General features: G+C 63.3%; 14 protein-coding genes. 10 read left to right on the forward strand and 4 right to left on the reverse strand.

All coding sequences use genetic code 11. The annotated features are described in order from the left end of the window. The first annotated feature begins 11 nt into the window (after positions 1-11). A complete protein-coding gene (gene macA / locus CWE01_RS13315; protein ID WP_100940990.1) occupies positions 12-1,169 on the forward strand; it encodes a macrolide transporter subunit MacA in 1,158 nt (385 codons plus the stop codon). A 2-nt stretch (positions 1,170-1,171) separates the two neighbouring features. Continuing rightward, a complete protein-coding gene (locus CWE01_RS13320; protein ID WP_100940991.1) occupies positions 1,172-3,133 on the forward strand; it encodes a MacB family efflux pump subunit in 1,962 nt (653 codons plus the stop codon). Positions 3,134-3,253: 120 nt separating this feature from the next. Here CWE01_RS13320 and CWE01_RS13325 read toward each other — a convergent pair whose 3' ends face one another. After that, positions 3,254-4,588 carry a diaminobutyrate--2-oxoglutarate transaminase family protein gene (locus tag CWE01_RS13325; protein WP_100940992.1) on the reverse strand — a complete coding sequence of 445 codons (1,335 nt, stop codon included), beginning with the start codon at positions 4,586-4,588 and terminating at the stop codon, positions 3,254-3,256. Positions 4,589-4,865: 277 nt separating this feature from the next. Here CWE01_RS13325 and CWE01_RS13330 point away from each other — a divergent pair, with 277 nt between their 5' ends. The 3 genes from CWE01_RS13330 to CWE01_RS13340 are packed head-to-tail and all read left to right on the forward strand — an operon-like array spanning position 4,866 to position 10,425. Beyond that, positions 4,866-6,296 (forward strand): efflux transporter outer membrane subunit, encoded by a 1,431-nt coding sequence (locus CWE01_RS13330; protein WP_100940993.1) that lies wholly within the window; start codon positions 4,866-4,868, stop codon positions 6,294-6,296. Continuing rightward, positions 6,293-7,396: an efflux RND transporter periplasmic adaptor subunit gene (locus tag CWE01_RS13335; RefSeq protein ID WP_100940994.1), complete on the forward strand. Its 1,104-nt coding sequence runs from the start codon at positions 6,293-6,295 to the stop codon at positions 7,394-7,396. The genes CWE01_RS13330 and CWE01_RS13335 overlap by 4 nt, the downstream gene beginning before the upstream one ends. Further along, the gene (locus CWE01_RS13340) at positions 7,393-10,425 is read left to right on the forward strand and encodes an efflux RND transporter permease subunit (RefSeq protein ID WP_100940995.1); all 3,033 of its coding nucleotides are present in this window, start codon (positions 7,393-7,395) and stop codon (positions 10,423-10,425) included. Before CWE01_RS13335 ends, CWE01_RS13340 begins: the two co-directional genes overlap by 4 nt. Positions 10,426-10,472: 47 nt before the next feature. Here the strand turns inward: CWE01_RS13340 and CWE01_RS13345 are convergent, their stop codons facing one another. Together CWE01_RS13345 and CWE01_RS13350 are read right to left on the reverse strand one after the other, a co-directional pair. Further along, positions 10,473-11,297, reverse strand: a complete 825-nt coding sequence (locus CWE01_RS13345; protein ID WP_100940996.1) for a helix-turn-helix transcriptional regulator — start codon at positions 11,295-11,297, stop codon at positions 10,473-10,475. A 71-nt stretch (positions 11,298-11,368) separates the two neighbouring features. Beyond that, complete coding sequence (locus CWE01_RS13350; RefSeq protein WP_100940997.1) at positions 11,369-12,130, reverse strand: acyl-homoserine-lactone synthase; 762 nt, start codon at positions 12,128-12,130, stop codon at positions 11,369-11,371. A gap of 374 nt (positions 12,131-12,504) precedes the next feature. On the opposite strand from CWE01_RS13350, the gene CWE01_RS13355 reads away from it, so the two are divergent. Beyond that, complete coding sequence (locus CWE01_RS13355; protein WP_100940998.1) at positions 12,505-13,110, forward strand: LysE family translocator; 606 nt, start codon at positions 12,505-12,507, stop codon at positions 13,108-13,110. A gap of 74 nt (positions 13,111-13,184) precedes the next feature. On the opposite strand, the gene CWE01_RS13360 is transcribed toward CWE01_RS13355, so the two are convergent. After that, on the reverse strand, positions 13,185-13,916 hold the full coding sequence (locus CWE01_RS13360; RefSeq protein ID WP_177143951.1) for a LuxR family transcriptional regulator: 732 nt from the start codon (positions 13,914-13,916) through the stop codon (positions 13,185-13,187). Between the two features lie 415 nt (positions 13,917-14,331). On the opposite strand from CWE01_RS13360, the gene CWE01_RS13365 reads away from it, so the two are divergent. The 4 genes from CWE01_RS13365 (at position 14,332) to CWE01_RS13380 (ending at position 25,454) form a co-directional block, all read left to right on the forward strand. Beyond that, complete coding sequence (locus CWE01_RS13365; protein WP_100941000.1) at positions 14,332-14,745, forward strand: hypothetical protein; 414 nt, start codon at positions 14,332-14,334, stop codon at positions 14,743-14,745. Then, positions 14,735-15,844, forward strand: coding sequence for a MupA/Atu3671 family FMN-dependent luciferase-like monooxygenase (locus tag CWE01_RS13370; protein ID WP_100941001.1), 1,110 nt, complete (start codon positions 14,735-14,737; stop codon positions 15,842-15,844). Before CWE01_RS13365 ends, CWE01_RS13370 begins: the two co-directional genes overlap by 11 nt. Next, positions 15,841-24,474: an SDR family NAD(P)-dependent oxidoreductase gene (locus tag CWE01_RS13375; RefSeq protein WP_100941002.1), complete on the forward strand. Its 8,634-nt coding sequence runs from the start codon at positions 15,841-15,843 to the stop codon at positions 24,472-24,474. The genes CWE01_RS13370 and CWE01_RS13375 overlap by 4 nt, the downstream gene beginning before the upstream one ends. A gap of 65 nt (positions 24,475-24,539) precedes the next feature. After that, the gene (locus tag CWE01_RS13380; RefSeq protein ID WP_100941003.1) at positions 24,540-25,454 is read left to right on the forward strand and encodes a hypothetical protein; all 915 of its coding nucleotides are present in this window, start codon (positions 24,540-24,542) and stop codon (positions 25,452-25,454) included. Positions 25,455-25,556 lie beyond the last annotated feature (102 nt).

The following is a 25,556-nucleotide window of genomic DNA, read 5'->3' on the forward strand; positions in this document are numbered from 1 at the left end:
CGTGGCTTTCTATGAAAAAGTTGAAGTTTCGCAAAGTGGTAATAGTGGTGGTGCTGCTGGTTCTGGCGGCAATTATTTTCTACAGCGTGCAAGCCCCGGCAAAACCGCCGGAGTACCTGACCGCCAAGGTCGAACGCGCGGATATCGAGAACTCCGTGCTGGCCAGCGGGGTACTGCAAGGTATCAAGCAGGTCGATGTCGGTGCGCAGGTCTCGGGCCAGCTCAAGTCGCTGAAGGTCAAGCTGGGCGACAAGGTCTCCCAGGGCCAGTGGCTGGCGGAAATCGATCCGGTGGTGCTGCAGAACGCCCTGCGCCAGACGCAGGTCAATGAAGAGAACCTGATCGCGCAGAAACAGGCGGCCGCCTCGCAACTCAAGGATGCCAAGTCCACCTACGAGCGCTACAAGCTGCTGCGCGAGGACGATGCGATTTCCAAACAGGACTTCGAGACCGCGCAGTCGAACTTCGAGGTCAAGGGGGCCAACCTGCTGTCGCTGGAAGCGCAGGTCAGGGACGCACGGATCCAGGTCGAGACCGCCCGGATCAATCTGGGCTACACCCGTATCGTCGCTCCGATCAACGGTGATGTGGTGGGCATCGTGACCCAGGAAGGCCAGACCGTGATCGCCAGCCAGTTGACCCCGGTCATCCTCAAGCTCGCTGACCTGGACACCATGACCATCAAGGCCCAGGTATCCGAAGCCGACGTGATTCACATTGTCCCGGGCCAGGAGGTGTATTTCACCATCCTCGGTGACGCCGACAAACGTTATTACGCCAAGCTGCGCGGCACTGAGCCGGCGCCGCAGAACTTCCTCGATGCCCAGGCCACCGGCGCCAGCAAGCAGAACACCGCAGTGTTCTATAACGCGTTGTTCGATGTGCCGAACCCGGATCATCGCCTGCGCATTTCCATGACCGCCCAGGTGCATATCGTCCGTGACCAGGCCAAGACCGTGCTGACGGTGCCGGTGGCGGCACTGGGTGACAAGAACCAGGACGGTACATTCCCGGTACGGGTGGTGGACGACCAGGGCCAGGCGCAGACCCGCAATGTGCAGACCGGCATCAACAACAATGTGCGGGTCGAGATCAAGAGTGGCCTGGCCGAGGGTGACAAGGTCGTGATCGGCGAGCCGTCGGCAACACCCGCGGTAGCGGGAGCCTGACCATGAGCAGACCCCTGCTGGAACTCAAGGGCATTACCCGTCGTTTCGTCGCCGGTGAGAAGGACTTCATCGCGCTCAATGACATCAACCTGACGATCAATGCCGGCGAGCTGGTGGCGATTACCGGCGCCTCGGGCTCCGGCAAGTCGACCCTGATGAACGTGCTCGGTTGCCTGGATCACGCCAACAGCGGCAGCTACAAGGTCGACGGGCGTGAAACCAGCACCCTCAGCGACGATGAGCTGGCGGAGTTGCGCCGCGATCACTTCGGCTTCATTTTCCAGCGCTATCACCTGTTGCCGCACCTGGGGGCGACCCACAACGTCGAAATGCCGGCGGTCTATGCCGGCACCGGCGAGACCAAGCGCTACAGTCGCGCCCAGGAACTGCTGGTACGCCTGGGCCTGGGGGGGCACCTGGAACATCGGCCGAGCCAGTTATCGGGCGGTCAACAACAGCGGGTCAGTATCGCCCGGGCGTTGATGAACGGCGGCGAAATCATCCTCGCCGACGAACCCACCGGGGCCCTGGACAGCGTCAGCGGCAAGGAGGTGATGAAGATCCTGCTGGAGCTCAACAGCGCCGGGCACACGGTGATCCTGGTGACCCACGATGAAAAGGTCGCGGCCCATGCCGAGCGCATCATCGAGATGCGCGACGGCGAGATCATCGCCGATCGGGTCAACGCCAATCGCCCGCTGGTCAACGAAAAGGCCACCGAGCGCCTGCCGGCCAAGCCCAAGCAGGGCAACCGGCTGATGGCCAGCCTGGCGCTGTTCCAGGAGGCCTTCGTGATGGCCTGGGTGGCGCTGATCTCGCACCGTATGCGCACCTTGCTGACCATGCTCGGGATCATTATCGGCATCACGTCGGTGGTGTCGATCGTGGCCATTGGCGAAGGGGCCAAGCGCTATGTGCTTAAAGACATCCAGGCCATCGGCAGCAACACCATCGAGATCTTCCCCGGCAGTGACTTTGGCGACAACAAGGCGGGGTCCATCGAGACCCTGGCCCTGTCCGATGTCGCGGCCTTGAGCGGCTTGTACTATATCGACAGTGCCTCGCCGAACATCGGCCGCAACCTGTTGGTGCGCTACCGCAACCTCGATGTGACGGCGACGGTCAGTGGGGTCAGCCCGAGTTACTTCCAGGTGCGCGGCACCAAGATCGGCTCGGGGGTGTCCTTCACCAAGGACGACGCCAGGCGCCAGGCCCAGGTGGTGGTGATCGACTACAACACCCGCACCCGCCTGTTCGGCCCGACGGTGGACCCGCTGGGCCAGGTGATCCTGGTGGATAACCTGCCGTGTACGGTGATCGGCGTGACCGAGGACAAGAAGAACATCTTCAACACCAGCAAGAACCTGAATATCTGGATGCCTTACGAAACCGCGGCGGGTCGGGTGCTGGGCCAGAGCTTCCTGGACAGCATCACCGTGCGGATCAAGGACGGCCAGCCGAGCAAGGTGGTCGAGGACAACGTCAGCAAGCTGATGGAGAAGCGCCACGGGACCAAGGACTTCTTCACCTACAACCTCGACAGCGTGATGCAGACGGTACAGAAGACCAGTCAGTCGCTGGCCTTGCTGTTGTCGTTGATCGCGGTGATTTCGCTGGCGGTGGGGGGTATTGGGGTGATGAACATCATGCTGGTGTCGGTGACCGAACGGACCCGAGAGATCGGTATCCGCATGGCCGTGGGGGCACGTCAGTCGGACATTCGCCAGCAGTTCCTGGTGGAGGCGGTGATGGTCTGCCTGATCGGCGGGGTGATCGGCATCAGCCTGTCATTCGGTATCGGCTATGTGTTTTCGCTGCTGGTCAAGGAATGGCAGATGGTGTTCTCGGTGAGCTCGATTGTCACCGCGTTCATCTGTTCGACGCTGATCGGTATCGTGTTTGGGTTTGTGCCGGCACGCAACGCCGCCCGGCTTGATCCGATCGAGGCGTTGGCGCGGGATTAAGAAGAAGGGCCCGTCGTTTGCACGACGGGCCCTTTTTTTGATAGTTCAGGGTGACGCTGATCATGTGGGAGCGGTGCTTGCCCGCGAAGCTCTTGGCGTCGCGGGCAAGCACCGATGGCCTCAGCCTACCGCGCTGACGCTGGTAACCCGTGCCGCGCTGCTGCTCTTGAGGGCCTGTTCGAAGCGATCGAGGACCTGGCCCACTTCCGATTCGGTAATGTTCAGCGGTGGCAGGAAGCGCAGGACCGCGCTGTGGCGTCCGCCGGTCTCGATCATCATGCCGTTGTCGAAGCACTCCAGCTTGATCGCCCGCGCCCGCGCGCCATCACCCAGCCCTGGACGCGAGCCACTGCCCGGCTTGACGATTTCCACCCCGAGCATCAGGCCACGGCCACGCACATCGCCGATAAACGGGAAGTGCCGGGCAATATCCTCCAAGCCGCTTTGCAACTGCTCGCCGCGACGTGCGGCATTGCCCACCAGGTCGTGCTCCTTGATGTAGCGCATGGTCGTAGCCCCGGCCACCATGGCCACCTGGTTGCCACGGAAGGTCCCGGCGTGCATGCCTGGACCCCAGGTGTCGAGGTGCTCGGCATAGACGATCACCGACATCGGGTAGCCACCGCCGATGGCCTTGGACAGCACCAGGATGTCCGGCGTGATCCCGGAGTGTTCGATGGCAAACAGGCTGCCAGTACGCCCCAGGCCGGTTTGCACTTCGTCGATGATCAGCAGGATGCCCTGTTCCCGGGTGATCTCGCGCAGGGCGCGGAGCCACTCGGCCGAGGCCGCGATGCAACCGCCTTCGCCCTGGACCACTTCGACCACCACCGCCGCCGGCTTGGACACACCGCTTTCCGGGTCACAGAGCACGGTGCGGATGTAGTCGATGGAGAGACGGTCGGTGTGTTCGCCATCGGTGCCGAACGGGCAGCGGAAGCGGTAGGGGAACGGCAGGAAGTGGGTGCCCTGGGCTATCAGGCCAGCCTTGGGATTGAGGTTGCCCATGGCCGACAGCGCACCGGCGGTCATGCCGTGGTAGCCGCCATGGAAGGCCATCAGCGGGGAGCGCTGGGTGTAATGGCGGGCCAGCTTGATCGCGGCTTCGACCGCGTCCGAGCCGCTGGGGCCGCAGAAGAGGATCTTGCTGTTGTCACGCATGCCGGCCGGCAGTGTCGCGAACAGTTCCTGGACGAACGCGTGCTTGGCCGGCGTGGCCAGGTCCAGGGCCTGCTGCAGGTGATCGCTGTTGAGGAATTCGATCACTGCATCACGGACCACCGCAGGGTTGTGGCCCAGCGCCAGGGTGCCGGCATTCGACAGGCAGTCGAGGTATTCCTGACCGTTGGCATCCTTGACCCGCATGCCCTTGCCGCTGACAAACAGGCGCTGAAACGTCGCCGCGTAGGTGCGCGCGTTCGACTCCAATTTCTTGAGATTGCTTAACTCTTCCATAGTCGATCACTCATTGGCACAGGTACGGATTCATTGGCTGCTCATTTCGAGCTGGTCCCGATTCTGTAAGAGCCCTGCGGCGATCGCCACTTTATCGGGCCCGGGATGTCCCCGTTTTCCACGCCAGACAGGCTGCGGCCCCTGGGGTTAAATGCATGCCACGAAAGGACTTTATGGCGCGGGAAGAAAACGCCACGACACCCTTCGTAGCCTTCTGCGCCATCACCTGTTTTCCTATTTCCCAGGGCGCCTGTGTTCAGGTGTCTTCGAGAGCGTTATGCCTATCGCCAAACCTGCTGCCCGCTGCCTGCTGTCGACGTTGTTGGCGACGTTGCTGGGCGGCTGCACGTTGGGTCCGGATTACCAGTTGCCGGCGGTGGCGGTGGCCAGCCAGTGGCATGCGCCGCTGCCCCATGGCGCTTCGATGGTGGGGCTGAGCGATTGGTGGCAACAGTTCAATGACCCGGCGCTGGCGACCCTGTTGCACCTCGCCGAGGCCGACAGCCCATCCCTCGACCAGGCCCTGGCGCGTATTGCCCAGGCCCGGGCAACCCTGGACGGCAGCATCGCCGACACCCGGCCGCAGCTCAACGGCGGGCTGACCAAGGCTCGGGCCGGGGTCAGTCAGACCGGGTTGAACAAGACCGGTACCACCTCCGGGGCAACCCTCGACGCGGCCTGGGAACTGGATCTGTTCGGCAAGCTGCGGCGCACCGACGAGGCCTCGCGCAACCTGCTCGAGGCCCGGGTCGATGACTGGCATGAGGCCCGGGTGTCCCTGGCCGCCGAGGTCGGCGATGACTTCGTGCAGTACCGAGGCTGCCAAATGCTGGTGAACGCTTACCGCGACCAGGCGCAATCCCAGGAGCAGACCGCGCGCCTGACCCGGCTGTCGTTCCAGGCCGGTTTTACCGCCGCCGCCGATGCCGCGCTGACCGATGCCAGCGCCGCCGCCAGCAGTGCGACCCTGACCAATCAGCAAAGCGAGTGTGATGTGTTGCTCAAGAGCCTGGTGGCCCTGACTGGTAGCGGCGAAGAGCAGGTACGTGAAGTGCTTGCTCATACGCCGGCGCGGTTGCCAGCGCCTGCGTTGCTGGACGTGCGGGAGATCCCCGCCAACCTGGTGCGCCAGCGCCCGGACCTGGCCTCCAGCGAACGCGAGCTGGCGGCCGCGAATGCGCAAATCGGCGCGGCCCAGGCCGATCGCCTGCCCAGCCTGAGCCTGGTCGGCTCTTTTGCCGTGGGCACCACCACCGGCGAATACAGCCGGAACTGGAGTCTTGGCCCGCAGTTGAATGTTCCGCTGTTCGATGGCGGCAAGCGGCGAGCGGCGGTGGACTCGGCCCGGGCCGGTTATGACTCGGCGCTGGCCACCTATCGGCAGACCCTTCGCACGGCGGTCATGGAAGTCGAGCAGTCGCTGGTGCGCCTCGACGCCGCGCGGCGTTCGGAAGTCGACGCACAGCGCGCCACCGACGGTTACGAAGCGTATTTCCAGGCCATTGATCGCAACTGGCACGCCGGCAGTGCCAGCCTGCTGGACCGCGAACTGGCCCGCCGTTCCGCGCTGTCGGCGCAGATCGAGCTGATCACCCTGCAACAGAATCAGGTCCGCTACTGGATCGCGCTGTACAAGGCCCTCGGCGGTGGCTGGCAGGACCGTCGCGAGGGACTGGCCAGCGACGTAGCGACGCGAGGCGGAGCATGAAGCCGGTCCTGGGTTATGGCTTGTTGGGGGTTGCCGCGTTGGCCGTTTCGGGATGGCTGGTCTTCGGTCGCGCTGCGCCGGCACCGGCGGCGGCCCCCGTGGCGGCCACCAGCCTGAGTGTCGAGGCGGTTCAGCCGCACCGCGAAGAGTGGCCGCAAATCCTGGTCGCCAGCGGTGCGCTGGCACCCTGGCAGGAAGCCGTGATCAGCGCCGAAACGGGCAGTTTGCGCATCGCCAGCCTGAAGGCGGATATCGGTGATCGGGTGAAGAAGGGCCAGGTCCTCGCCACCTTGGCCGATGACAGTGTCCAGGCCGAGGAAAACAAGCAGAAGGCGGCGGTTGCCCAGGCCGCCGCGCAGTTGCAGGAAGCTCGCTCCAATGCGCGGCGGGCGGCGGTGGTCGGGCAGAGCGGGGCCTTGTCGGAGCAGCAACTGGAAGAATATCGGGTCAAGGTGCAGACCGCCGAAGCCAACCTGGCCTCGGCGAATGCCGACCTGCGTACCACCCGTATCAAGCTCGCACAGACCCGCATCGTTGCGGTGGACGATGGGCTTATCTCCGGGCGCAAGGCCTTGCTCGGGGACGTGGTGGCGGCCGGCAGCGAACTGTTCCGGATGATTCGCGATGGCCGTATCGAATGGCAGGCGGAGCTGGATGCGCGGCAATTGTCGCGGGTCCGGGTCGGTCAGTCCGCCCAGCTGGAACTGCCGGATGGTGCGCAGGTGGAAGGTCGGGTGCGACTGGTTTCACCGGTGCTCGATAGCAAGACCAGTCGCGCCCTGGTCTATGTGTCCTTGCCCGCCGGGTCCATGGCGCGGCCGGGCATGTATGCCAGCGGCCGCATCGAACTGGCGCCGAGCATGGCGCTGACCGTTCCTGACACCGCGGTGGTGTTGCGCGATGGTCGCTCCTATGTGTTTGTGCTGGGCCAGGATCTGCATGTCAGCCAGCAGGGCGTGGAAGTCGGGCGTCGACGCGGGGCGGCGGTGGAGATCGTCGGCGGCCTGGCGGAACAGGCGCGGATCGTCCGCAGTGGCGGGGCCTTTCTCAGTGACGGCGCGAGTGTGACCCTGGTCCGGGCCGAGGCGGATGCCCGATGAATATTTCCGCTTGGTCGATTCGTTATCCGGTTCCGGCGGTCATGCTGTTCGTGCTGCTGACCCTGTTCGGTGTGTTCGGCCTGGATCGGCTCGGCATCCAGGACTTTCCGGACACCGACCTGCCCACTGTAGTCATCAGCGCCTCCCTGGAGGGCGCGGCGCCCGAGCAGCTGGAAACCGAAGTGGCGCGCAAGCTCGAAGACAAACTGACCTCGCTGCGCCTGCTGCAGCATGTCACCACGCTGATTACCGACGGCAGCGTGAGCATCAGCGTGACCTTTGCCATCGACAAGGACGGCAACGAGGCCCTCAACGAAGTGCGCAACGCGGTGGACAGCACCAAGGCGGAGTTGCCGGCGAACCTCGATACGCCGTCGGTGGCCCGCTTGACCACCAATGCCTCCGCGTTGCTGACCTATGTCGTCGAGGCCCCGCGGATGAACGAAGAAGCCTTGTCATGGTTTGTCGACAATGAACTGAGCAAGCAGCTCCTGGCGGTGCGCGGGGTCACCAAGGTCGTCCGGGTCGGTGGCGTGGACCGCGAAATCCAGGTCGACCTTGACCCGGCGATGATGGCCGGCCTGGGCTTGAGCGTGAACGATGTGGCCAGCCGTTTGCGGGCGATGCAGAAAGACAACTCCGGCGGCCAGGGTGACCTCGGCAGCGGCCAGCAGGCCTTGCGCATCCTCGGCGCGATCGACGATCCGGCGGCCCTCGGGGCCATCCGGATCCCCGTCAATGATGGGCGCATGTTGGCCTTGCAGCAATTGGCCACGGTGCGCGATAGCCATGCCGAGCGCAGTACCCGGGCTTATCGCGACGGCAAGCCGGTTATCGGTTTCCAGGTGATCCGTTCCCTGGGCTTTTCCGATGTCGGGGTCACGGCGGATGTGCGCCAGGCGATGAGCCAGTTTGCCCGACAGCACGCGGATATCCATATCACCGAGGCGAGTAATACCGTCCAGCCGGTGCTGGAGAATTATCGCGGTTCCATGGAGTTGTTGTACGAGGGCATGTTGCTTGCAGTGTTGGTGGTCTGGTGGTTCCTGCGTGACTGGCGGGCGACCATCGTTGTGGCGACGGCGCTGCCGTTGTCGATCATCCCCACCTTTGGAGTGATCTATTTTGCCGGCTTCACCCTCAACACCATTTCCCTGCTGGCCCTGGCCCTGGTGATCGGCATCCTGGTGGACGATGCCATCGTCGAGGTCGAGAACATCGCGCGGCACCTGCGCATGGGTAAAAGCCCGCGGCAGGCAGCGATCGAGGCTTCCGACGAAATCGGCCTGGCGGTGCTGGCAACCACCGTGACCCTGGTGGCGGTGTTTTTGCCCACGGCCTTCATGGGCGGGATTTCCGGCAAGCTGTTCCGGCAATTCGGCGTGACCGCCAGTGCGGCGCTGATATTCTCCCTGCTGGTGGCACGTTTGTTGACGCCGATGATGGCGGCGTATGTGCTCAAGGCCCGGCCGCATGTCGAGCACGACAGTCGCTTGATGAGCCGTTATCTGGGCTGGATCCACACCAGCCTGACCCGGCGCAAGACCACCGTGGCCCTGGTCGGCGTACTGTTTCTCGGCTCCCTGGCGCTGATTCCGCTGCTGCCCACCAGCTTTCTGCCGGCCCAGGATAACGCCCTCAGTACCCTCAGCCTGGAATTGCCGCCGGGCAGCAGCCTGGCGCAGACGGGGGCGATCACCCTGCAGGCCGACGCGTTGCTGCGTGCCATTCCCGAAGTGGCCCATGTTTTCGCCGCCGTGGGCAGTGGCGATGTTGCCGGCGGTGGCAATCGCAAGGCGGTCCTGACCGTCGATCTGCTGCCGCGCAACCAGCGCGAGCTCAAACAGTCCGCGGTCGAGGCGAAGATGCGCGACGCCTTGCGCGGCTTGCCCGGCGTACGGGTCAATGTCGGCGGCGACCGCAGCGGCGAACGCCTGGACATCGTCCTCGCCAGTGATGACGGCGATTTGCTCGAGCGTACCGCCACGGCCCTCGAACCCCAACTGCGGCAGCTCAAAGGCATCGGCAACGTGACCTCGAGCACGGCGGTGCAGCGCCCGGAAATCCAGATGCGCCCGGATTTTGTCCGTGCGGCCGAACAAGGCATCAGTAGCCAGGACATTGCCGACACCTTGCGCATGGCCACCTACGGCGATTTTTCATCGGCACTGGGCAAGATCAATCTGTCCCAGCGCCAGGTGGATGTGCGGGTGCGCATGCAAGCGCAGGTGCGCACCGATCTGGACAGCATCGCCCAGTTACGGGTCAAGGGCCGGGATGGTCAGGTCGCGTTGGCCTCCCTGGGAGCGATCAGCATGGGCAGCGGGCCGGCGCAGATCGATCGGCTGGATCGCCTGCGCAATATCACCCTGTCCATCGAGCTCAATGGTCGCAACCTCGGCGAGGTGATGGACGAAGCCCGACAGTTGCCGGTGATGCAGCACCTGCCGGGGCAAGTGAAGCTGGTGGAGCAGGGCGAGTTGCAGTTGATGAGCGAGCTGTTCGGCAATTTCAGCCTGGCCATGGCCGTTGGCGTGTTCTGTATCTATTCGGTGCTGGTGCTGCTGTTCCATGACTTCATGCAGCCGCTGACCATTCTTTCGGCCTTGCCCTTGTCCCTGGGTGGGGCCCTGTTGGCGCTGCTTGTCGGCGGGATGAGCTTCTCCCTGGCCTCGGTCATCGGCTTGCTGATGCTGATGGGGATCGTCACCAAGAACTCGATTCTGTTGGTGGAGTACGCAATCATGGCCCGTCGTGACCAGGGCATGAGTCGCTATGAGGCGTTGATCGATGCCTGCCACAAACGTGCCCAGCCGATTCTGATGACCACCATTGCGATGGGGGCGGGCATGCTGCCGACGGCATTGGGGTGGGGGGGGGAGTCGAGTTTCCGCCAGCCGATGGCGGTGGTGGTGATCGGTGGCCTGTTGGCCTCGACGGTCTTGAGCCTGTTGGTGGTGCCGGTGATCTTTACTTACGTTGACGATGGGCTGGAAGGGGTCAAGCGGCTCTTTCGCACACCTCGATAGACGCAACAGGCGGCTATCGAGGTGTTTTCACGAATGAGAGCAAGGGATCAGAGGGCGCTTTGCAGGGCAACGGTGTTTTCCATGCCGGTCCTGGCGTCCGCCGAATGCATCCAGCGGATCAGCGAGCGACGCCCGCCGATGCCCATTTTGATGGAGGCACGCTTGAGATAGCTCTCCACGGTATTGACCCGTAGTTCCAGCTGGTCAGCCAGTTCCGGTGCCGTGCGCCCGGCCAGCAGGCCGACGCAGACTTCGGTTTCCCGCGAGGACAGATTCAACCCGGACATTTCCAGGCGTTCGATGAAGCGCTGACGCAGGGCATCCATGCCACCGTTTTCCAGCTCCTGGGTGACCGAGAAGGCTTCCAGGCGGACCGGCGTCGGCAGCAGGGCCTCGATATGCTCGCCGATCATGGGCAGCAACAGGCAGGAAAAATCCTGGAGGAACGCGCATTCCTGCGTGGAAAACCCCAGGGACGGGTTGGATCGATAGACCGACAAGGCGTAGCAGCGATTTTTCGTGCGGCAGATCAGGTGCAGGTGGTTGGGGGATGCGTGCTGCGTGGCCGCCCGCTGGCAGCAAGCCAGCTCGGTTTGCGGCGCCAGCCAGGTGCCGTCACCTGCCTGGGCAGACTGCTTGACCGATGAGGCATTCATCAGGGTGTCGGTGCAGATCGGGCTGATACCCACGCCGCCGATACTCGAGGTGATCGACTGTGCGGCATTGGTGGCGTCGATCCGCAGTTCGGTGATGTGCGTGGCGTCGACAGGCAATTGGGCAACGATCAGGTCATGCAGCACCCGCGGAAAATTACGGTTGCCGGTGTTGGCAATCACTTTGCCGACTGACGGGAAAAGTCTTTGCAAGTTCATCCGTTCTCCATTTTTTATTCTGGGCACAACGGCAAGCGCCGCCCACGGTCCATGAGGCTTATCGGTACGTATCAGATGATTTGGGTCATATAACGAGTCATGTTGCTTGCGTGGGTCGCGCCGTAGTCGACAGCGGGCAGTGCAACCAATGGCAGTTGATCGCCTGTCAGGCACTGCATATGGTTTATCTTGAGCATGTTGTCGTAGATCCTGGGCGTGCACTCGAGGGTGCCATAGATGACTTTCTCGCCCTTGCTACCTTGTGCAACATTGCGTCGATGGAGGACCCAGCCAGAACGTCTTAGAACTTTTTCCATCATGGCATCTACAATAACTTCATAAGTGCTGACCTCTTGTGTGCGGGCAAACTGTAACATCGCCATGAACAGCGCGGCGGTACGAAAATCAACTTTGGTCTTGCTGAAGTCGTTGCTCGAGGTGTCGGTGCTCAGCAGCGCAAAGCGGGTCGCCTCCCAGCAATCAAACGGGTTGGGCCTGGACAGATCATCGCTGAGCATGAAGCTCAAGGCGCCACAAATCAGGGTCGGTTTATAGGACGGGCGAAGTCTGACACAGCCGGTCACCTGTGGCCCTTTATGGGAGTAAATATAGATCGCGTCATCATTGTCATATTCATCGAATTCATAATCGCTGCCGGCGTAGCTTTCAATATCCCATTTTCTCCGGTCGATAAAAGCGGATTTGCGAATACTGAGTATTTGCTCTAATGCCTGGGTGGGCAGTTCGCTGTAGCTGGCAATGGCGATATGCACGTCGGAGAAAGTGTACGAGTGCTCGGAGAAAATGTACGAGTGAGGGAAATAGCCGATCATAAGTACGTCGCGGATAGGGAAGAGGTGCTTATTTATAGTGATCCTGTATAAACGCGGCAACTGTACTTAAGTGCAGGTGGCTGGCGAGGGCAAAGTACTGTTTAATTGTCATCGTGAGACTTTCGCCATCCCGGCTGTTTATCGGTGTTCGGCAGGTTGTACGATAACTGTGATGCAGGGGGAAATTATAAGATTGTGACCCCGGTCGCCGTGACAGCGCTGACGAGTTGATCTTGGGTTTGAAGAGTCTGGACGCGAAGTCATCAAGTTGCAACAAAGGCAAGGGTGTTCTCGCGGTTAAATAAGAAAACGGATTTTCCACTCTGGAAAATAAGTCGACTGGAAAATAAATCCATTTTGGAATTTTTTGGGGGCTGGTTATGTATTACGTTGCAATTGCAATGCTCACGGTATTGCTGGTGCCGGGGCCGACCAATTCGCTGCTGCTGCAGTCGGGGGTCAGTCGCGGACTGGGCGGTTATTCGCTGAAGTTGATTCTTGCTGAATGGATCGCCTACCTGATCCAGATTACCGCCTGGGGTATATCCATTGATGCGCTGACGGCCAATTACGGCTGGGTGGTGGTGGCAACGAAGGTCCTGGCGGTGATTTTCCTGTTCTACATCTCCCTGAAACTGTGGTTTTCGGTGCAACTGGATACGTCAGGGAAGCCCGCTGCCATCTCGGTTTCGGCGCTGTTCCTGGCAACGTTGACCAATCCGAAAGGGCTGTTTTTTGCTTCGTTCGTAGCCCCCGCCGGAACCTTCATGCACTTGGAAAGTTATCTTTCATTCATGGCGATTTTTTCCCTGGTTATTCTTCCCGTGGGGATTGTCTGGGTAGGACTGGGGGCGGTCTTTGGGCGCAATCTGCCATCGATAATATCCGGTAATCGGGTCAATAGATTTGTTTCATTAGTCATTGGCTTATTTGCCAGTATGGCGCTGTATAACTTGGCCTCGAAAGTGATATTTGCGTGACGAGGACACGTGAGTCAACCCCACAAGTACGAGACCTGTGTGGCGATGAGAGGGGGCGACTCGAACGTGGAGAATTAAAAGATATTGTGCCGAATGGCCTTGACCATGGCCTGCTTGACATTGGTGCAACCCATTTTTTCGGTGATTTTCTTGGCGTAGAATTTCACCGTCCTTTCAGTGATATTCATGATCAGGCCGATTTCCTGATAATTCTTGCCGAGGGCCAGCCAGTGGAGGAATTCAATTTCCCTGGGACTCAGCGAGAGGAGCTCTTCCTGGCTCACCTCAATCGGTCGATATTGATGGGCAATGGTACCGATGGCCTTGATCAGGAACATGTTCGACTGGACGATACGATCAAAGTCAGGGTCGCCCTCGACACAAGGCAGGTGCAGGGAGCCAAAGGCACTGCCGGGCTCATGAAGGGGAATGCTGAAGCCTTGATCAATGCCATAGCGCGCGGACTGTTCGAAGACTTTGCTGGGCGAATGAGTGCGATCGTTTACCGTCGTCCAGAAGAACGGCCGCGAAGTGATGGCCGCATTGGCCATGACCGGGTCGGACTTGTAGAGCGCCTGCTTGCGATAGGTCTCAACCCACTCGGCGGGGTAGCTGCTGTGGATCGAGATATCACCGTTATCAACTAAATGTGAATCGAGGTAGACATAGGCAAATCGTGTTATTTCCAGTTTGTAGAATACCCAGGTCAGGACATCGACATAGGTTTTTGTGCTGGCCCCAGGAATGTTGTTCTCAACTTCTCTAACCAAGTCAAACGTATGTTTGATTGTGCGGAGTTTAGGCATGACAAGCGGGCTCCGGTTGGCTGGATGTGCTCTGTTATATGGATCCAAATGGGGTATGTCTGACTTATAGCATCGCCCGAAAACCATTTCAATATGTGTCAAATAGAAAACATAATTTGACGCGAAACCGATTAAATCACTTATTTTTGACGCTTTGTGCTTTCGCCGGCTCGGCCATTCGGTCAAGTTTTCCCGATGATTAAGGGCATATTAAGAGTTCCGGGCTAATCGATCGAGATCGATGCAATGGGCCCGAAATGCTGCGGTCTTCCTTGAACGGATCCTTGACGGTCATCGATTTTCAGTGCGCTACCGTATTTTCATGGGGCTGTCAATAATGCCCCCTGATAGGGGAAAGCCGCGATTATGCTGTTGTAAGGTCATGGCAACATTCGTTTCGAACAGAGTGGCCGACATGACCGACCGCACGTGCACGGCAATGCCCTATTTCGAGATTCCCGCGCGCCATCTCGAGCAGTTCAAGACGTTCTGCGACGCCTTCATCGCGAAGACCGCGCAAGAGCCCAAATGCCTCTACTACGGCTTCAGCTTCAACGGTAGCCAGGCGCACTGCCGGGAAACCTATGTCGATGCCCAGGGGTTGCTGGATCACCTGGGCAATATCGCCGAACTCAATCGAGCGGCGTTCCACCTGGCGTCCATCGTACGTTATGAGGTTCACGGTCCGAGGGAGGAACTCGATAAGCTGCGCGAGCCCCTTGCATTCATGAAGCCGCTGTTCTTCGAGGTGCAACACAGCTATTGCCGGACCTTGTCCGTCGACCCGCGCGAGGGCCTCGTCGGGCAAGGAGCCAGCGATGTCCATTGAGCAATTGCTCGGGCTACGGACACCGGCAGCCCGCCAGGACAGCGCCGGGCCGGCATTCAGCCTGCTGTTTTTTTCCGATGTCCGACAGGACCTCAGTGCCAGCGAGAAATATGCGTTTGCCCGTTCGCTGACTCTGTTTGGCGACGCCCAGGGTTTCGAGGCGGTCTATTTCCCGGAGCGTCATTTCCATGAGTTCGGGGCCATCTATCCGGACTCCGCCGTGATGGCGGCCTCGCTGGTGGCGCAGACGCAACGTATCCGCTTCCGCACCGCGGGCATCAGCTTGCCCTTGCATCACCCGGCCCGGGTCGTCGAGACCTGGTCGATGATCGACGTGCTGTCCGGTGGGCGGGTGGACCTGGGGTTCGGCTCGGGCTGGAACCGGCCGGATTTTCTCTTGGCACCGCAGGCCTACGAGGACCGTCGCGCGCTGATGTGGACGCGTATCGAAGAGGTGCGCCGGTTGTGGGCAGGGGAGTCCTTGACGTTCGCCGGGCCGGGCGGCGATCCGGTCACCGTGGCGACTTTCCCGCGGCCACTGCAGGCCCGGCTGAATGTCTGGATCCTGGTGGCGCAGAGCGATGAGTCCTTCGTGGCGGCGGGCCAGGCCGGCTTCAATGTCTTCACCATGCTCTATGGCAATGACTTGCAGGACCTCGGCCACAAGATCGGCTTGTACCGCGAGGCGCGTCGCCAGGCCGGCTTCGATCCGCACACCGGAAGGGTGACGCTGATGCTGCACACCCTGATCGGGCCTGATTGCGACTGGGTCAGGGAGGTTGTCGAAGCGCCCTTCAAAGACTATATCCGCAGCTCGCTGGGCGCGCACCTTAAGGCGCGGGCCGAGCCGGGCGCCGCGCCCCTGGATGCCGGCGAGCAGGAAAACATCCTGCAATACGCCTTCGAACGCTATTTCGAGACCGGCGCCTTGTTTGGAACGGTCGAGCAGGGCCGCCAGCGGGTCCGCCAGGCGCTGGCGGCGGGGGTCGATGAAATTGCCTGCCTCATGGATTTCGGCGTCGACTATGCCGCGGTCCATGATTCGCTGCCCTACCTCGAGCAGTTGGTGTCCTCATTCCGAGCGGAGCACGTGTCTTGAATATCGAACGCAAGAAGGCCCGTATCGAAGCGGCCATCCAGGCAACGCTGCAAGCCGACCCACGCCACGCCACGCCCGCTGTCGCCACGACACTGGAGCCGATAGCAATTATCGGCCTGTCCGGCACCTTCCCCCAGTCGGTCAGCGCCCAGGCGTTCTGGCAGGCGTTGGACGATGACCGCGGGTTGATCGAAGAGATCCCCTTGAGTCGCTTCGACTACACCTGGCATTACTCGGGGCCGGAGGTCGAGGAAGGCAGGATGCGCACGCGCTGGGGCGGGTTCATCCCGGCGATCGACCAGTTCGACGCGGGGTTCTTCGGCCTTCCGCCCGAACAGGCTGTGCTGATGGACCCGCAGCAACGCCTGCTGCTGATGTCGGTACGCCAGACATTCGAAGATGCCGGTTACGCCCACACGGACTGGCAAGGCAGCCGCACCGGGGTCTTTATCGCCGCCGAGCGCAACGAGTATCACCTGAACCTGTTGCAGGCCGGGGTGGATACCGGTGACGGCCTCGACCAGTCGGACAGTATGCTGGCCAACCGGATCTCGCATTTCTACGATTTGCGTGGCCCCAGCGAACGGATCGACGCCATGTGCGCCGGCGGTGCCGTGGCCATCCACCATGCGGTTCGCGCCCTGCGCTGCGGGGAGATCGATGCGGCGGTCGTCGGCGCCTGCAACCTGCTGTTGCGCCCCGATGTGTTTATCAAGCTGTCGCAAAGCCGGCAGATGAGCCCACAGGCCACGGTCAGTTCGTTCGGCGCCGACGCGGACGGATTTCTTCGCGCCGAGGGGGTCTGCAGCCTGTTGCTCAAGCCCTTGTCCAGGGCCCGGGCCGACGGTGACAGCATCTATGCGCTGATCCGCAACAGCGCGATCAATTACAACGGCCGGGGCGGCGCTTCCATCGCCGCGCCCAGTGTGTCCGCGCATTCGCAACTGGTTCAGGCGTGTTATCGCGGGGCGGCTGTCGATCCTCGGCAACTCGATTACATCGAAGCCCAGGGCATGGGCAATCCGGTCGCCGATATCGCCGAGTGGGATGCGCTGAACCATGCGCTGCTGCAACTGGGGAGCGAGCAGGGTGTCGAGTTGGCGCAGGGGCAATGCCTGGTCAGTACCCTCAAGCCCATGACCGGGCATATGCACGCGGCCTCCGCACTGGGGGCGATCTTCAAGATCATCCGCAGCTTGCAGACCGACCGGATCCACAAGGTACTGGACTTTCGCCAGGCCAACGAACACCTGCAAACCGCCGGGCAACCCTGTCGGATCGCCGAGCAGACGGTCGCCTGGCCGCCTCGGCAGACGCCGCGCCTGGCGGGTTTGCACGCCTATGGCGCGGGCGGCAACAACGCGCACATCCTGATCGAGGAATATCCCCGGCCGGTGCCGGTTGCCCCGGGCACCGCGTCGGACGTATTGATTTTTGCCCTCAGCGCGCCAACCCCGGCGCTTCTGGCAACCCTCTGCGGGCAGCTGTGGCAACACCTGAGCGACACACCGCAACTGGTGCTGGAGCAGGTCAGCGATACGCTGAAGTTCGGTCGGGTGAAATATGCCACGGGTCTGGTGATCCAGGCCTGCGATCGCGAGGAACTGCTCGCGGCGTTGTCCGGGCTGCGGGTAGCTCTGCCTTTGGGTGAAGTCGTCCGCTCTGCCAGTGTCGGGGAGACGTCCGCGTCCCTCCAGCACGAGTGGGCGCGACGCTGGCTGGCCGGCGAACAGCCGGAAGGTACGGGTGCGCGCTTGCCTCGGGTGCATTTGCCGACGACGCCTTTCGACACCACCTCATACTGGTTCGATGCCGCTCCCGCCCAGGCGCCTTCACGCCCCGGCGCCGTGTCCGCGCCATGGCGCGAGGCCCTGTTACGCACGGCGCAAGAGGCCGAGCAGGCGGTGCGCGCGGCCTTGTCCGTGGCCTTGCGCCAGCCCGCCGAGGCGCTGGACCTGAGCGCGCAGTTCAGCGAGCTGGGGTTCGATTCGATGATGGTTCGCCTGCTGTGCCGGCATCTGCGCGAGCAGGGCGTGGTGGTCGAGCCCGCCGTGTTGTTCGAGCAGCCGACGCCGGCGCGCCTGGTCGCCTGGTTGATCGGCGCCGGACGCCCCGTGGCCGCTACTCGCGCAGTGCGGGGCAACAGCGCCGGCCTCGCTGAACGGCAGGACATCGCGATCATCGGGCTGGCCGGACGTTATCCGAAGTCCCAGGACCTGCAGGCGTTCTGGGATTGCCTGGCGGCGGGGGTCGACTGTATCGAGACGATTCCCGCAGAGCGCTGGTCCCTGGGAGAGCATTTCGATGCGGACCCGCAACAGGCGGTGGCCAGCGGGAAAAGTTTCGGCAAGTGGGGCGGTTTCATCGAGGGGCTGAACGAATTCGACCCGATGTTTTTCAACCTGTCCCTGGCCGAAGCCACCTATATGCACCCCAAGGAACGGCAGTTCATGCAGTGCGTCTGGCACGCCATGGAGGATGCCGGGTACACGCCGGACCAGCTCGCGCAGGAAAAGGTCGGGGTCTATGTCGGAGTGTCCAAGGCCGGTCATGACAACTACAAGGATTCGTTCTTTTCCATCGCCAACCGGGTTTCCTATCGATTCGGTTTCAGCGGCCCGAGCCTGCCCATCGATACCGCGTGCTCGTCGTCGTTGACTGCCGTGCACGAAGCCTGCCTGCACTTGCAGGCCGGCGAGTGCAGTGTGGCGGTGGTGGGTGGGGTCAATGCCTACACCCATCCTTCGACGTTCGCCGAGTTCGCCCGCCTGGGTGTGCTCTCCGCTGATGGCAAGTCCAGGGCCTTCGGCATCGGCGCCAATGGTTTCGTACCGGGTGAGGGCGTGGGGGCGTTGCTGCTCAAGCCGCTGGCCCGGGCCCAAGCCGACGGTGACGTGATCCATGGGGTGATCGCCGGCAGTGCGGTGAACCATGGCGGCAAGGCCAACGGCTACACCGTGCCGAATCCCGAAGCCCATCGCTCGCTGATTCGCCTGGCCCTGGAGCGCGCCAGGATCAGCGCCGATGACGTCAGCTACGTCGAGGCCCATGGCACGGGCACGGCGCTGGGGGATCCCATCGAGTTCCGTGGCCTGGTCGAAGCTTTCCGCCAGGACACCGCGCGCCTGGCGTTCTGCCGACTGGGTTCGGTCAAGACCAATATCGGCCATCTCGAGGCGGCGGCGGGCATCGCCGGGCTGACCAAGATCCTCCTGCAACTGCGCCATGGCCAGATCGCCCCGTCCTTGCATGCCCAGACCCTGAACCTCGATATCGACCAGGCCACATCACCGTTTTGTGTGCCCCAGCAGCTTGAACCCTGGGAATGTGGTGATGGCGAGCGGATCGCCTGCCTGTCGTCCTTCGGCGCCGGCGGCAGCAATGCCCATGTGGTCGTCCGCCAGGCCCCGGCGTCGAGCGAGCCGCCACGGCAGGAAAAGGCCGTCGGCCTGTTCCTGCTGTCCGCCCGCAATGAGGCGTCGCTGAGGCGCCAGGCCGGCGCGATCCGCCAGTATCTCGAGGTTTATCCGCAGTTGTCGTTGGCGGATATCTGCTACACGCTCCAGGTCGGCCGTGAGTCGATGGAGTGGCGCCTGAGTTATGTGGCCGGCTCGACCGCCGAACTGATCGCCGCCCTGGTTCGTTATGGCGAAGGGGCGTCGACTCAGGGGCTGCAGGTGGCCGCGGTGAAGAGCAGCGAGCGTATCGCCCTGTTCGGTGACGACGCGTCGGCGCTGGCCTTGCTTGACACCTGGTATGCGCAAGGTCGCCTGGAACCGCTGGCGCAGCTGTGGCGTGCGGGGGAGGCGATCGACTGGAAACGCCTGGTGCCGCGCGGCAGTGCCCGGCGCATCAGTCTTCCCGGCTACTGCTTCGACAAGGAATTTATCGAACCGGCACCGATGCTGATGCCAGCACGGGGTCGGCTTGAGGTGGGAGTGTTGGCGGTGGAACCGGCAGCGCAGCCTTCCGGCATCGGCACGCTGTTGGTTCGCCCACGCTGGCAAGTCTTGCCGGATCGGCCGCGATCTCTCGTCGACGACCTGCCGGGCTCGGTGCTGGCCTGCGAGTGGCAGGGCGTCTTGGTGGATGAAGGCTGGCTGCGGGTCCGGAGTGCTTCCGAGTCCCCGGCCGAGCGTTATCGCTACTGTGTCGAACGCGTCAGCGAGCACTTGTGCGAACTGATCGTCGAGCCGCGCACGGGCGTCACGCGCTTGCAGGTGGTTGTCAGCGCCGGCACCACGCCCTGGCTGGGCGGGCTGCATGGATTGTTGCGTTCGGCGCAGTGGGAGAGCAGCAAGGTGCTGACCCAACTGATCGAGCTCGATCCCGGCTTTACCCGCGAGCAGGTGCGCCAGGCCATGGCCCAGGCCGCCACCTTGCACCAGCACCCCTGGCTGCGCTTCGATGCACAGGGTTGCCAGGCGCGTGAGTGGACGGAGGTTGCGTTGTTGTCCGAGCACAGCCCCTGCGCCTGGAAAGAAGCCGGTGTCTATCTTCTCACCGGTGGCCTGGGTGGCCTGGCACAGCTGTTTGCCCGGGATATCCTCACGCGGGTCGGGCGCGCCACCCTGGTGCTGGTCGGCCGTTCCGCTCCGGACGCCGCGGCACAGGCACGCTTGCAGGCCCTGCGGCAGTTGGGCGGCGAGGTGATCTATGAACGACTGGATATCACCGATGCGCCGGCCACCGAACGGCTGGTGGCCCAGATCGAGGCCCGTCATGGCGGCCTGAGCGCGGTGCTGCATTGTGCCGGTGAGTTGCGCGACACCTTCCTGCGGCACTTGCAGCCGCAGCAGCGCGATGTCGTGCTGGCGAGCAAGGTCGCCGGGACCCTGGCGCTCGACCAGGCGACGCGGCATTGCCGCCTCGACGGCTTTGTGCTGTTTTCCTCGGCCGCCGCGGCGGTCGGGCATCCCGGCCAGGCCACCTATGCGGCGGCCAATGGCTTTATGGACGGTTTTGCCGAACAGCGCGAGGCCCAGGTCCGCGCGGGCGAACGCCATGGCCGGACACTCTCGATCGGCTGGGGCCTGTGGCAGGACGGCGGCATGCAACTGGATGCCCAGGCCCGCGCCTTGCTGGAGCGCGAGTCGGGGATGCAGGCCTTGAGTCGCGAACATGGCCTGGCGGCGTTCCATCAGTTGATGGCGGGGCAGGGCAATCAGGCGGTGGTGATCGACGGCGATGTGCAGCGCCTGCGCCTGCGTCTGCATCCCCAGGGCGCGCCCGCACCGCTGGAGCCGGCCGCTTCTGACCTGCGGCAGGAGATCAGGACCCTGGCCGGCCTGGCGCTGGGCATCGCCCCGGCGGAACTGGAAGACGACCAGGATTTCGACGGTTATGGCCTTGACCCGGTCCGCTTCAATCAACTGATCGAGGCCCTCAATACCGCCCATGGCCTGGAGCTTTCGCCGCTGGCCTATCGACAGGTCCGCACGCTTGACGAACTGCTGGCCCATGTCCGCGAGCAGGGCGCCGGCCGGCCGCTGAGGCAGGCGCCGGTGACGCTTGGCGAAGGCGATTCGCTGCTTGCCCATGGCCTGGAGCGGCTCAAGGACATTCTGTCGCGGGCGGTGGGGTGGCCGGTGGCCCGGTTGAACAGCGATGAACCGTTCGAGCGTTATGGGCTCGACTCGATGATGGTGATGAAAATGACCGCCGAGCTCGAGGAACTCTTCGGACCGCTGCCCAAGACCCTGTTCTTCGAGTACGCCAGCTTGCGTGAGCTGGGCGGCTACCTGGCGCGGGCCCATGCCGCGACCTTGCAACGTCTGGCCGGGCAGGCCAGTGCCGCGCAACCGCAACCGCAACCGCAACCGCAACCACAACCACAACCGCTGCGCGAGTCGGTCGAGGCAGCGGTTGCCGAACCCGTGCCGTCCGCGAGTCCGCTTCCGCCGCCAGCCGCACCGGCCGATGAGCCATTCGAAGTGGCCGTGATCGGGCTGGCCGGGCGTTATCCGCAGGCGCGCAACCTGGAAGAGTTCTGGCAGGTGCTGTGCGAAGGCCGCGACTGCATCAGCGAGATCCCGCCGCAACGCTGGGATCACGCGCTCTACTACAGCGCCGACGAGGATGCGCCGGGCAAGACCTATGCGCGCTGGGGCGGTTTTATCGACGGTGTCGACGAGTTCGACCCGGGCTTTTTCAATATCTCACCCCGTGAGGCGGCGATCATGGAACCCCAGGAGCGGTTGTTCCTGCAGGTCGCCCATGAAGCCATCGAGGACTCCGGCTACACCCGCCAGAGCCTGGCGGCGAATGCCACCTGCGACGGGATCGAGGGCGCGGTCGGTGTGTTTGTCGGCGTCACCTATGAGGAATATCAGCTCTACGCGGCCGAAGCGACCGCCCAGGGACGGCCCATGGTGTTGTCCATGAGTCCCTCGTCAATCGCCAATCGGGTGTCGTTCTGCAACAACTTCCACGGGCCGAGCCTGGCCCTGGACAGCATGTGCGCGTCGTCGCTGACCACCGTGCATCTGGCCTGCCAGAGCCTGCGCAGCGGCGAGTGCCAGGTAGCCCTGGCCGGTGGTGTGAATGTCTCGATCCATCCGGCCAAGTTCCTGATGCTCGGGGCGGGCAAGTTCGCCTCGCGCAAGGGCCGTTGCGAAAGTTTCGCCGAGGGAGCCAGCGGGTATGTGCCCAGCGAAGGTGTCGGTGCCGTGCTGCTCAAGCCGCTGGCCCGGGCTCTGGCGGATGGCGACCGGATCTATGGGGTGATTCGCGGCAGCGCGATCAACCACGGCGGGAGGACCAATGGTTATGCGGTGCCCAATCCCAACGCCCAGGCCGCGGTGATCGCCCGGGCCCTGCACGCCGCTAAGGTGAATCCGCGGCAGATCGGTTACGTCGAAGCCCACGGCACCGGCACGGCCCTGGGCGACCCGATCGAGGTCGCCGGATTGACCAGCGCCTGGCAGGCCCTCACGTCCGACCGGCAGTTCTGCGCCCTGGGCTCGGTCAAGTCGAACATCGGCCATTGTGAGAGCGCGGCGGGCATCGCCGGGCTGACCAAGGTCCTGCTGCAGATGCAACACGGTTTGCTGGTGAGTTCCCTGCATGCCGACAAGCTCAATCCGAATATCGATTTTGCCGCCACGCCATTCCGTGTCCAGCGCACGCTGGCGCCCTGGGAGCGACCGCTTGGCGAGGAGGGCCGGCCGGGCCCGCGCCTGGCGGCAATCTCCTCGTTCGGTGCCGGCGGCGCCAATGCCCACCTGATCGTCAGCGAGGCGCCCGCGCCGCGCGCTGCGACGGCACCCGCGCAGCGCGCGGGGCCATGGCCGATCGTGCTTTCGGCGCGCTCGCGCGAAGCGTTGCTCCGGGCCGCCGAAGACTTGCTTGACTGGCTGGGGCGCGGGAGCCATCGCGAAGTCTCGCTGGAGGCGCTGGCGTATACCCTGCAAGTCGGGCGTGAGGCCTGGGAGTGGCGACTGGCACTGTTGGTGGAGAATGTCGAGCAATTGGCCACGCGCCTGGGGGCCTTTATCAAGGGCGATGAACCAGCCCCAGGGTGCTGGTCGGGGCAGTTGCCGGAGGAGCTCAGCCTGTTTGCCCGTCCCGACGCGGACAGTCGCGCAAGGATCGGGCGCCTGCTCGCCGAGCAGGACCTGGGCGCCGTGTTGCAGGCCTGGGTCGAGGGTTGCGCGGTGGACTGGTCGCTGCTGCATCGGGATTGGCAGGTGCAGCGCCTGGCCCTGCCGACTTATCCATTTGCCCGTCAGCGCTATTGGCTGCCTGTTGCGCAGGACGCTCAACCAGCGGTGCCCGCCGGGAAGATCCGCCTGCGGCCGCTGGGGGCGCTGGGCGATGTGGCGATGCCTGGCGTGGCGCCTGCCGTCCAGGTCGCGGTGGCGGAACCTGTGCCGGTGCCGGTCCAGATTCCGGTCATGGCAGCGCCGCCCGTGGCCGAACCCAAGCCCCCGTTGGCCGTCCCCGCGCCAGCGGTGCCGGACGATGTGCAGCGCTTTCTGCGCCAGAGCCTGGCGGCAATGCTCTATTGCGAGCCCGAGCAGATTCGCGAGGGCAGCCGTTTCCTCGACCTGGGCCTCGACTCGGTGATCGCCGCGCAGTGGATTCGCGAAATCAACAAGCACTTTGCCTTGAAAGTCCCGGCCGACGGCATCTACAGCTATCCGGCGTTCAACCTGTTTGCCCAGTTCGTCGAGGGCGAGCATTCCCGGGGCAGCGTCGCCGCTCCGGTACTGCCCGAGCGGGCCCCGGCCAGCCCGGCAGCAGCGATCCGGGTCGCTGTGCCGAGCCGTGAGTCGACGCAGCCGGAGATCGAGCCGTTTCTCAAACATAGCCTGGGCGAGTTGCTGTTTCTCGAGCCGGACCAGGTACGCAGCGGGGCGCGCTTTCTCGACCTGGGCATGGACTCGGTGACGGGGGCCCAGTGGATTCGCACCCTCAACCGGCATTTCGGCATCCAGTTGGCGGCGGACTCGATCTATGCCACGCCGACGCTGCGCAGCCTGGCCGATGAAATCCGCCTCAGATTGCCGGTCCTTGCTCCGTCGGCCCCGTCATCACCGCTGGACGGACTGTTGGCCGAGGTGCAGAACGGCACGCTGGAAGTGAGAAACGCCTGTGCATTGATCGAGGAGGTGTTGGCGCGCACCTGACAGCGACAAGGCTGTTTGCGTGCGCGGCATGCCAACGGATGGCTCATACACCTGGGGACGAAACGATGAACAAGGCCTATTTGACCTCGATTGCCTATGCATTGGGCGAGCAGGAACATCATTATCGGGAAGCCGCCTCGTTCGAGACGGTCTGTCGGCAGTACGCGATGCCGGACATGGCCGCGGTATTCGGCTGGGGACATTACCGGCGCACGGAGGGGACCTTGACCGCGCTGGCGGTCGAATCAGCGCGGCGCACCCTGGAGCAGAGTGGCCTCAAGGGCAGCGATATCGATGCCGTGGTGCTGTGCAGCAGCAACTTCCAGTCGGGCCTGGGCCAGGTGCCGCCGTATCTGACCTTGCTGCGCGAACTGGAGCTGGAGCGGGCCTTTCCCATCGGGGTCACCTGGGGCGATTGCACCATGTTGCTCGCCGGCCTGGATATCGCCAGGGCCCAGGTCCTGGCCGGGCTGGACAATGTCCTGGTGCTGTCGGTCAATCGCATCGAGGACGAAGCCTATCGCTTCCAGCACTACGCGCTGTTCAGCGACGGGGCGGCCAGTTGCCTGGTGACCTCGCGGCGCGGGGCGGGCTTCGAGATGCTTGCCAGCCAGTCGCTTTCGGGCCGCGAGAGCCGCGAGGGGGAAAAGGACGCCGATGACGCCGCGCTTTATGCCCAGACCCATGAACGCCTGCTGCGGCGCCAGCAATTGCGCACCGCGGACCTTGAACAGGTGCTGTGCAGCAATGTGTTCCTGCCGGTGCTCAAGATCAAGGAAGGGCGCCTGGGCATCGGCGCCAGCCAGCTCTACCTGGACAACGTGGCCCGGCTGGGGCACTGCTTTTCGGCTGACTCGCTGATCAACCTGCAGGATTACCAGGCCCGTGGCGTCGACGGGCGGGCTGGGTTGTTGATGCTCACCGCCAATGCGACGGGCTTGCGCAGCCAACTGCTCTTGCAGCGGGTGCTGGAAGCCTGACGGCCAGGGGCGTGGGCCGCGACCTATAACCGCTCATAGGTTTGGCCGGGATCGAATTCTTGTAAGTTGGGGATGATGTGGGGTCGCCTGGCGGCCAGTCCT

The organism is Pseudomonas sp. QS1027, assembly GCF_002814235.1.
Lineage (GTDB): Bacteria > Pseudomonadota > Gammaproteobacteria > Pseudomonadales > Pseudomonadaceae > Aquipseudomonas.

Bases quoted from the DNA above. Each gene is read 5' to 3' on its own strand.
- CWE01_RS13360 (WP_177143951.1), bottom strand. From the start codon at position 13,916: ATGCCTAAACTCCGCACAATCAAACATACGTTTGACTTGGTTAGAGAA.
- CWE01_RS13330 (WP_100940993.1), top strand. From the start codon at position 4,866: ATGCCTATCGCCAAACCTGCTGCCCGCTGCCTGCTGTCGACGTTGTTG.
- CWE01_RS13335 (WP_100940994.1), top strand. From the start codon at position 6,293: ATGAAGCCGGTCCTGGGTTATGGCTTGTTGGGGGTTGCCGCGTTGGCC.
- CWE01_RS13345 (WP_100940996.1), bottom strand. From the start codon at position 11,297: ATGAACTTGCAAAGACTTTTCCCGTCAGTCGGCAAAGTGATTGCCAAC.
- CWE01_RS13320 (WP_100940991.1), top strand. From the start codon at position 1,172: ATGAGCAGACCCCTGCTGGAACTCAAGGGCATTACCCGTCGTTTCGTC.
- CWE01_RS13350 (WP_100940997.1), bottom strand. From the start codon at position 12,130: ATGATCGGCTATTTCCCTCACTCGTACATTTTCTCCGAGCACTCGTAC.
- CWE01_RS13340 (WP_100940995.1), top strand. From the start codon at position 7,393: ATGAATATTTCCGCTTGGTCGATTCGTTATCCGGTTCCGGCGGTCATG.
- CWE01_RS13380 (WP_100941003.1), top strand. From the start codon at position 24,540: ATGAACAAGGCCTATTTGACCTCGATTGCCTATGCATTGGGCGAGCAG.
- CWE01_RS13365 (WP_100941000.1), top strand. From the start codon at position 14,332: ATGACCGACCGCACGTGCACGGCAATGCCCTATTTCGAGATTCCCGCG.
- CWE01_RS13325 (WP_100940992.1), bottom strand. From the start codon at position 4,588: ATGGAAGAGTTAAGCAATCTCAAGAAATTGGAGTCGAACGCGCGCACC.
- macA (WP_100940990.1), top strand. From the start codon at position 12: ATGAAAAAGTTGAAGTTTCGCAAAGTGGTAATAGTGGTGGTGCTGCTG.
- CWE01_RS13370 (WP_100941001.1), top strand. From the start codon at position 14,735: ATGTCCATTGAGCAATTGCTCGGGCTACGGACACCGGCAGCCCGCCAG.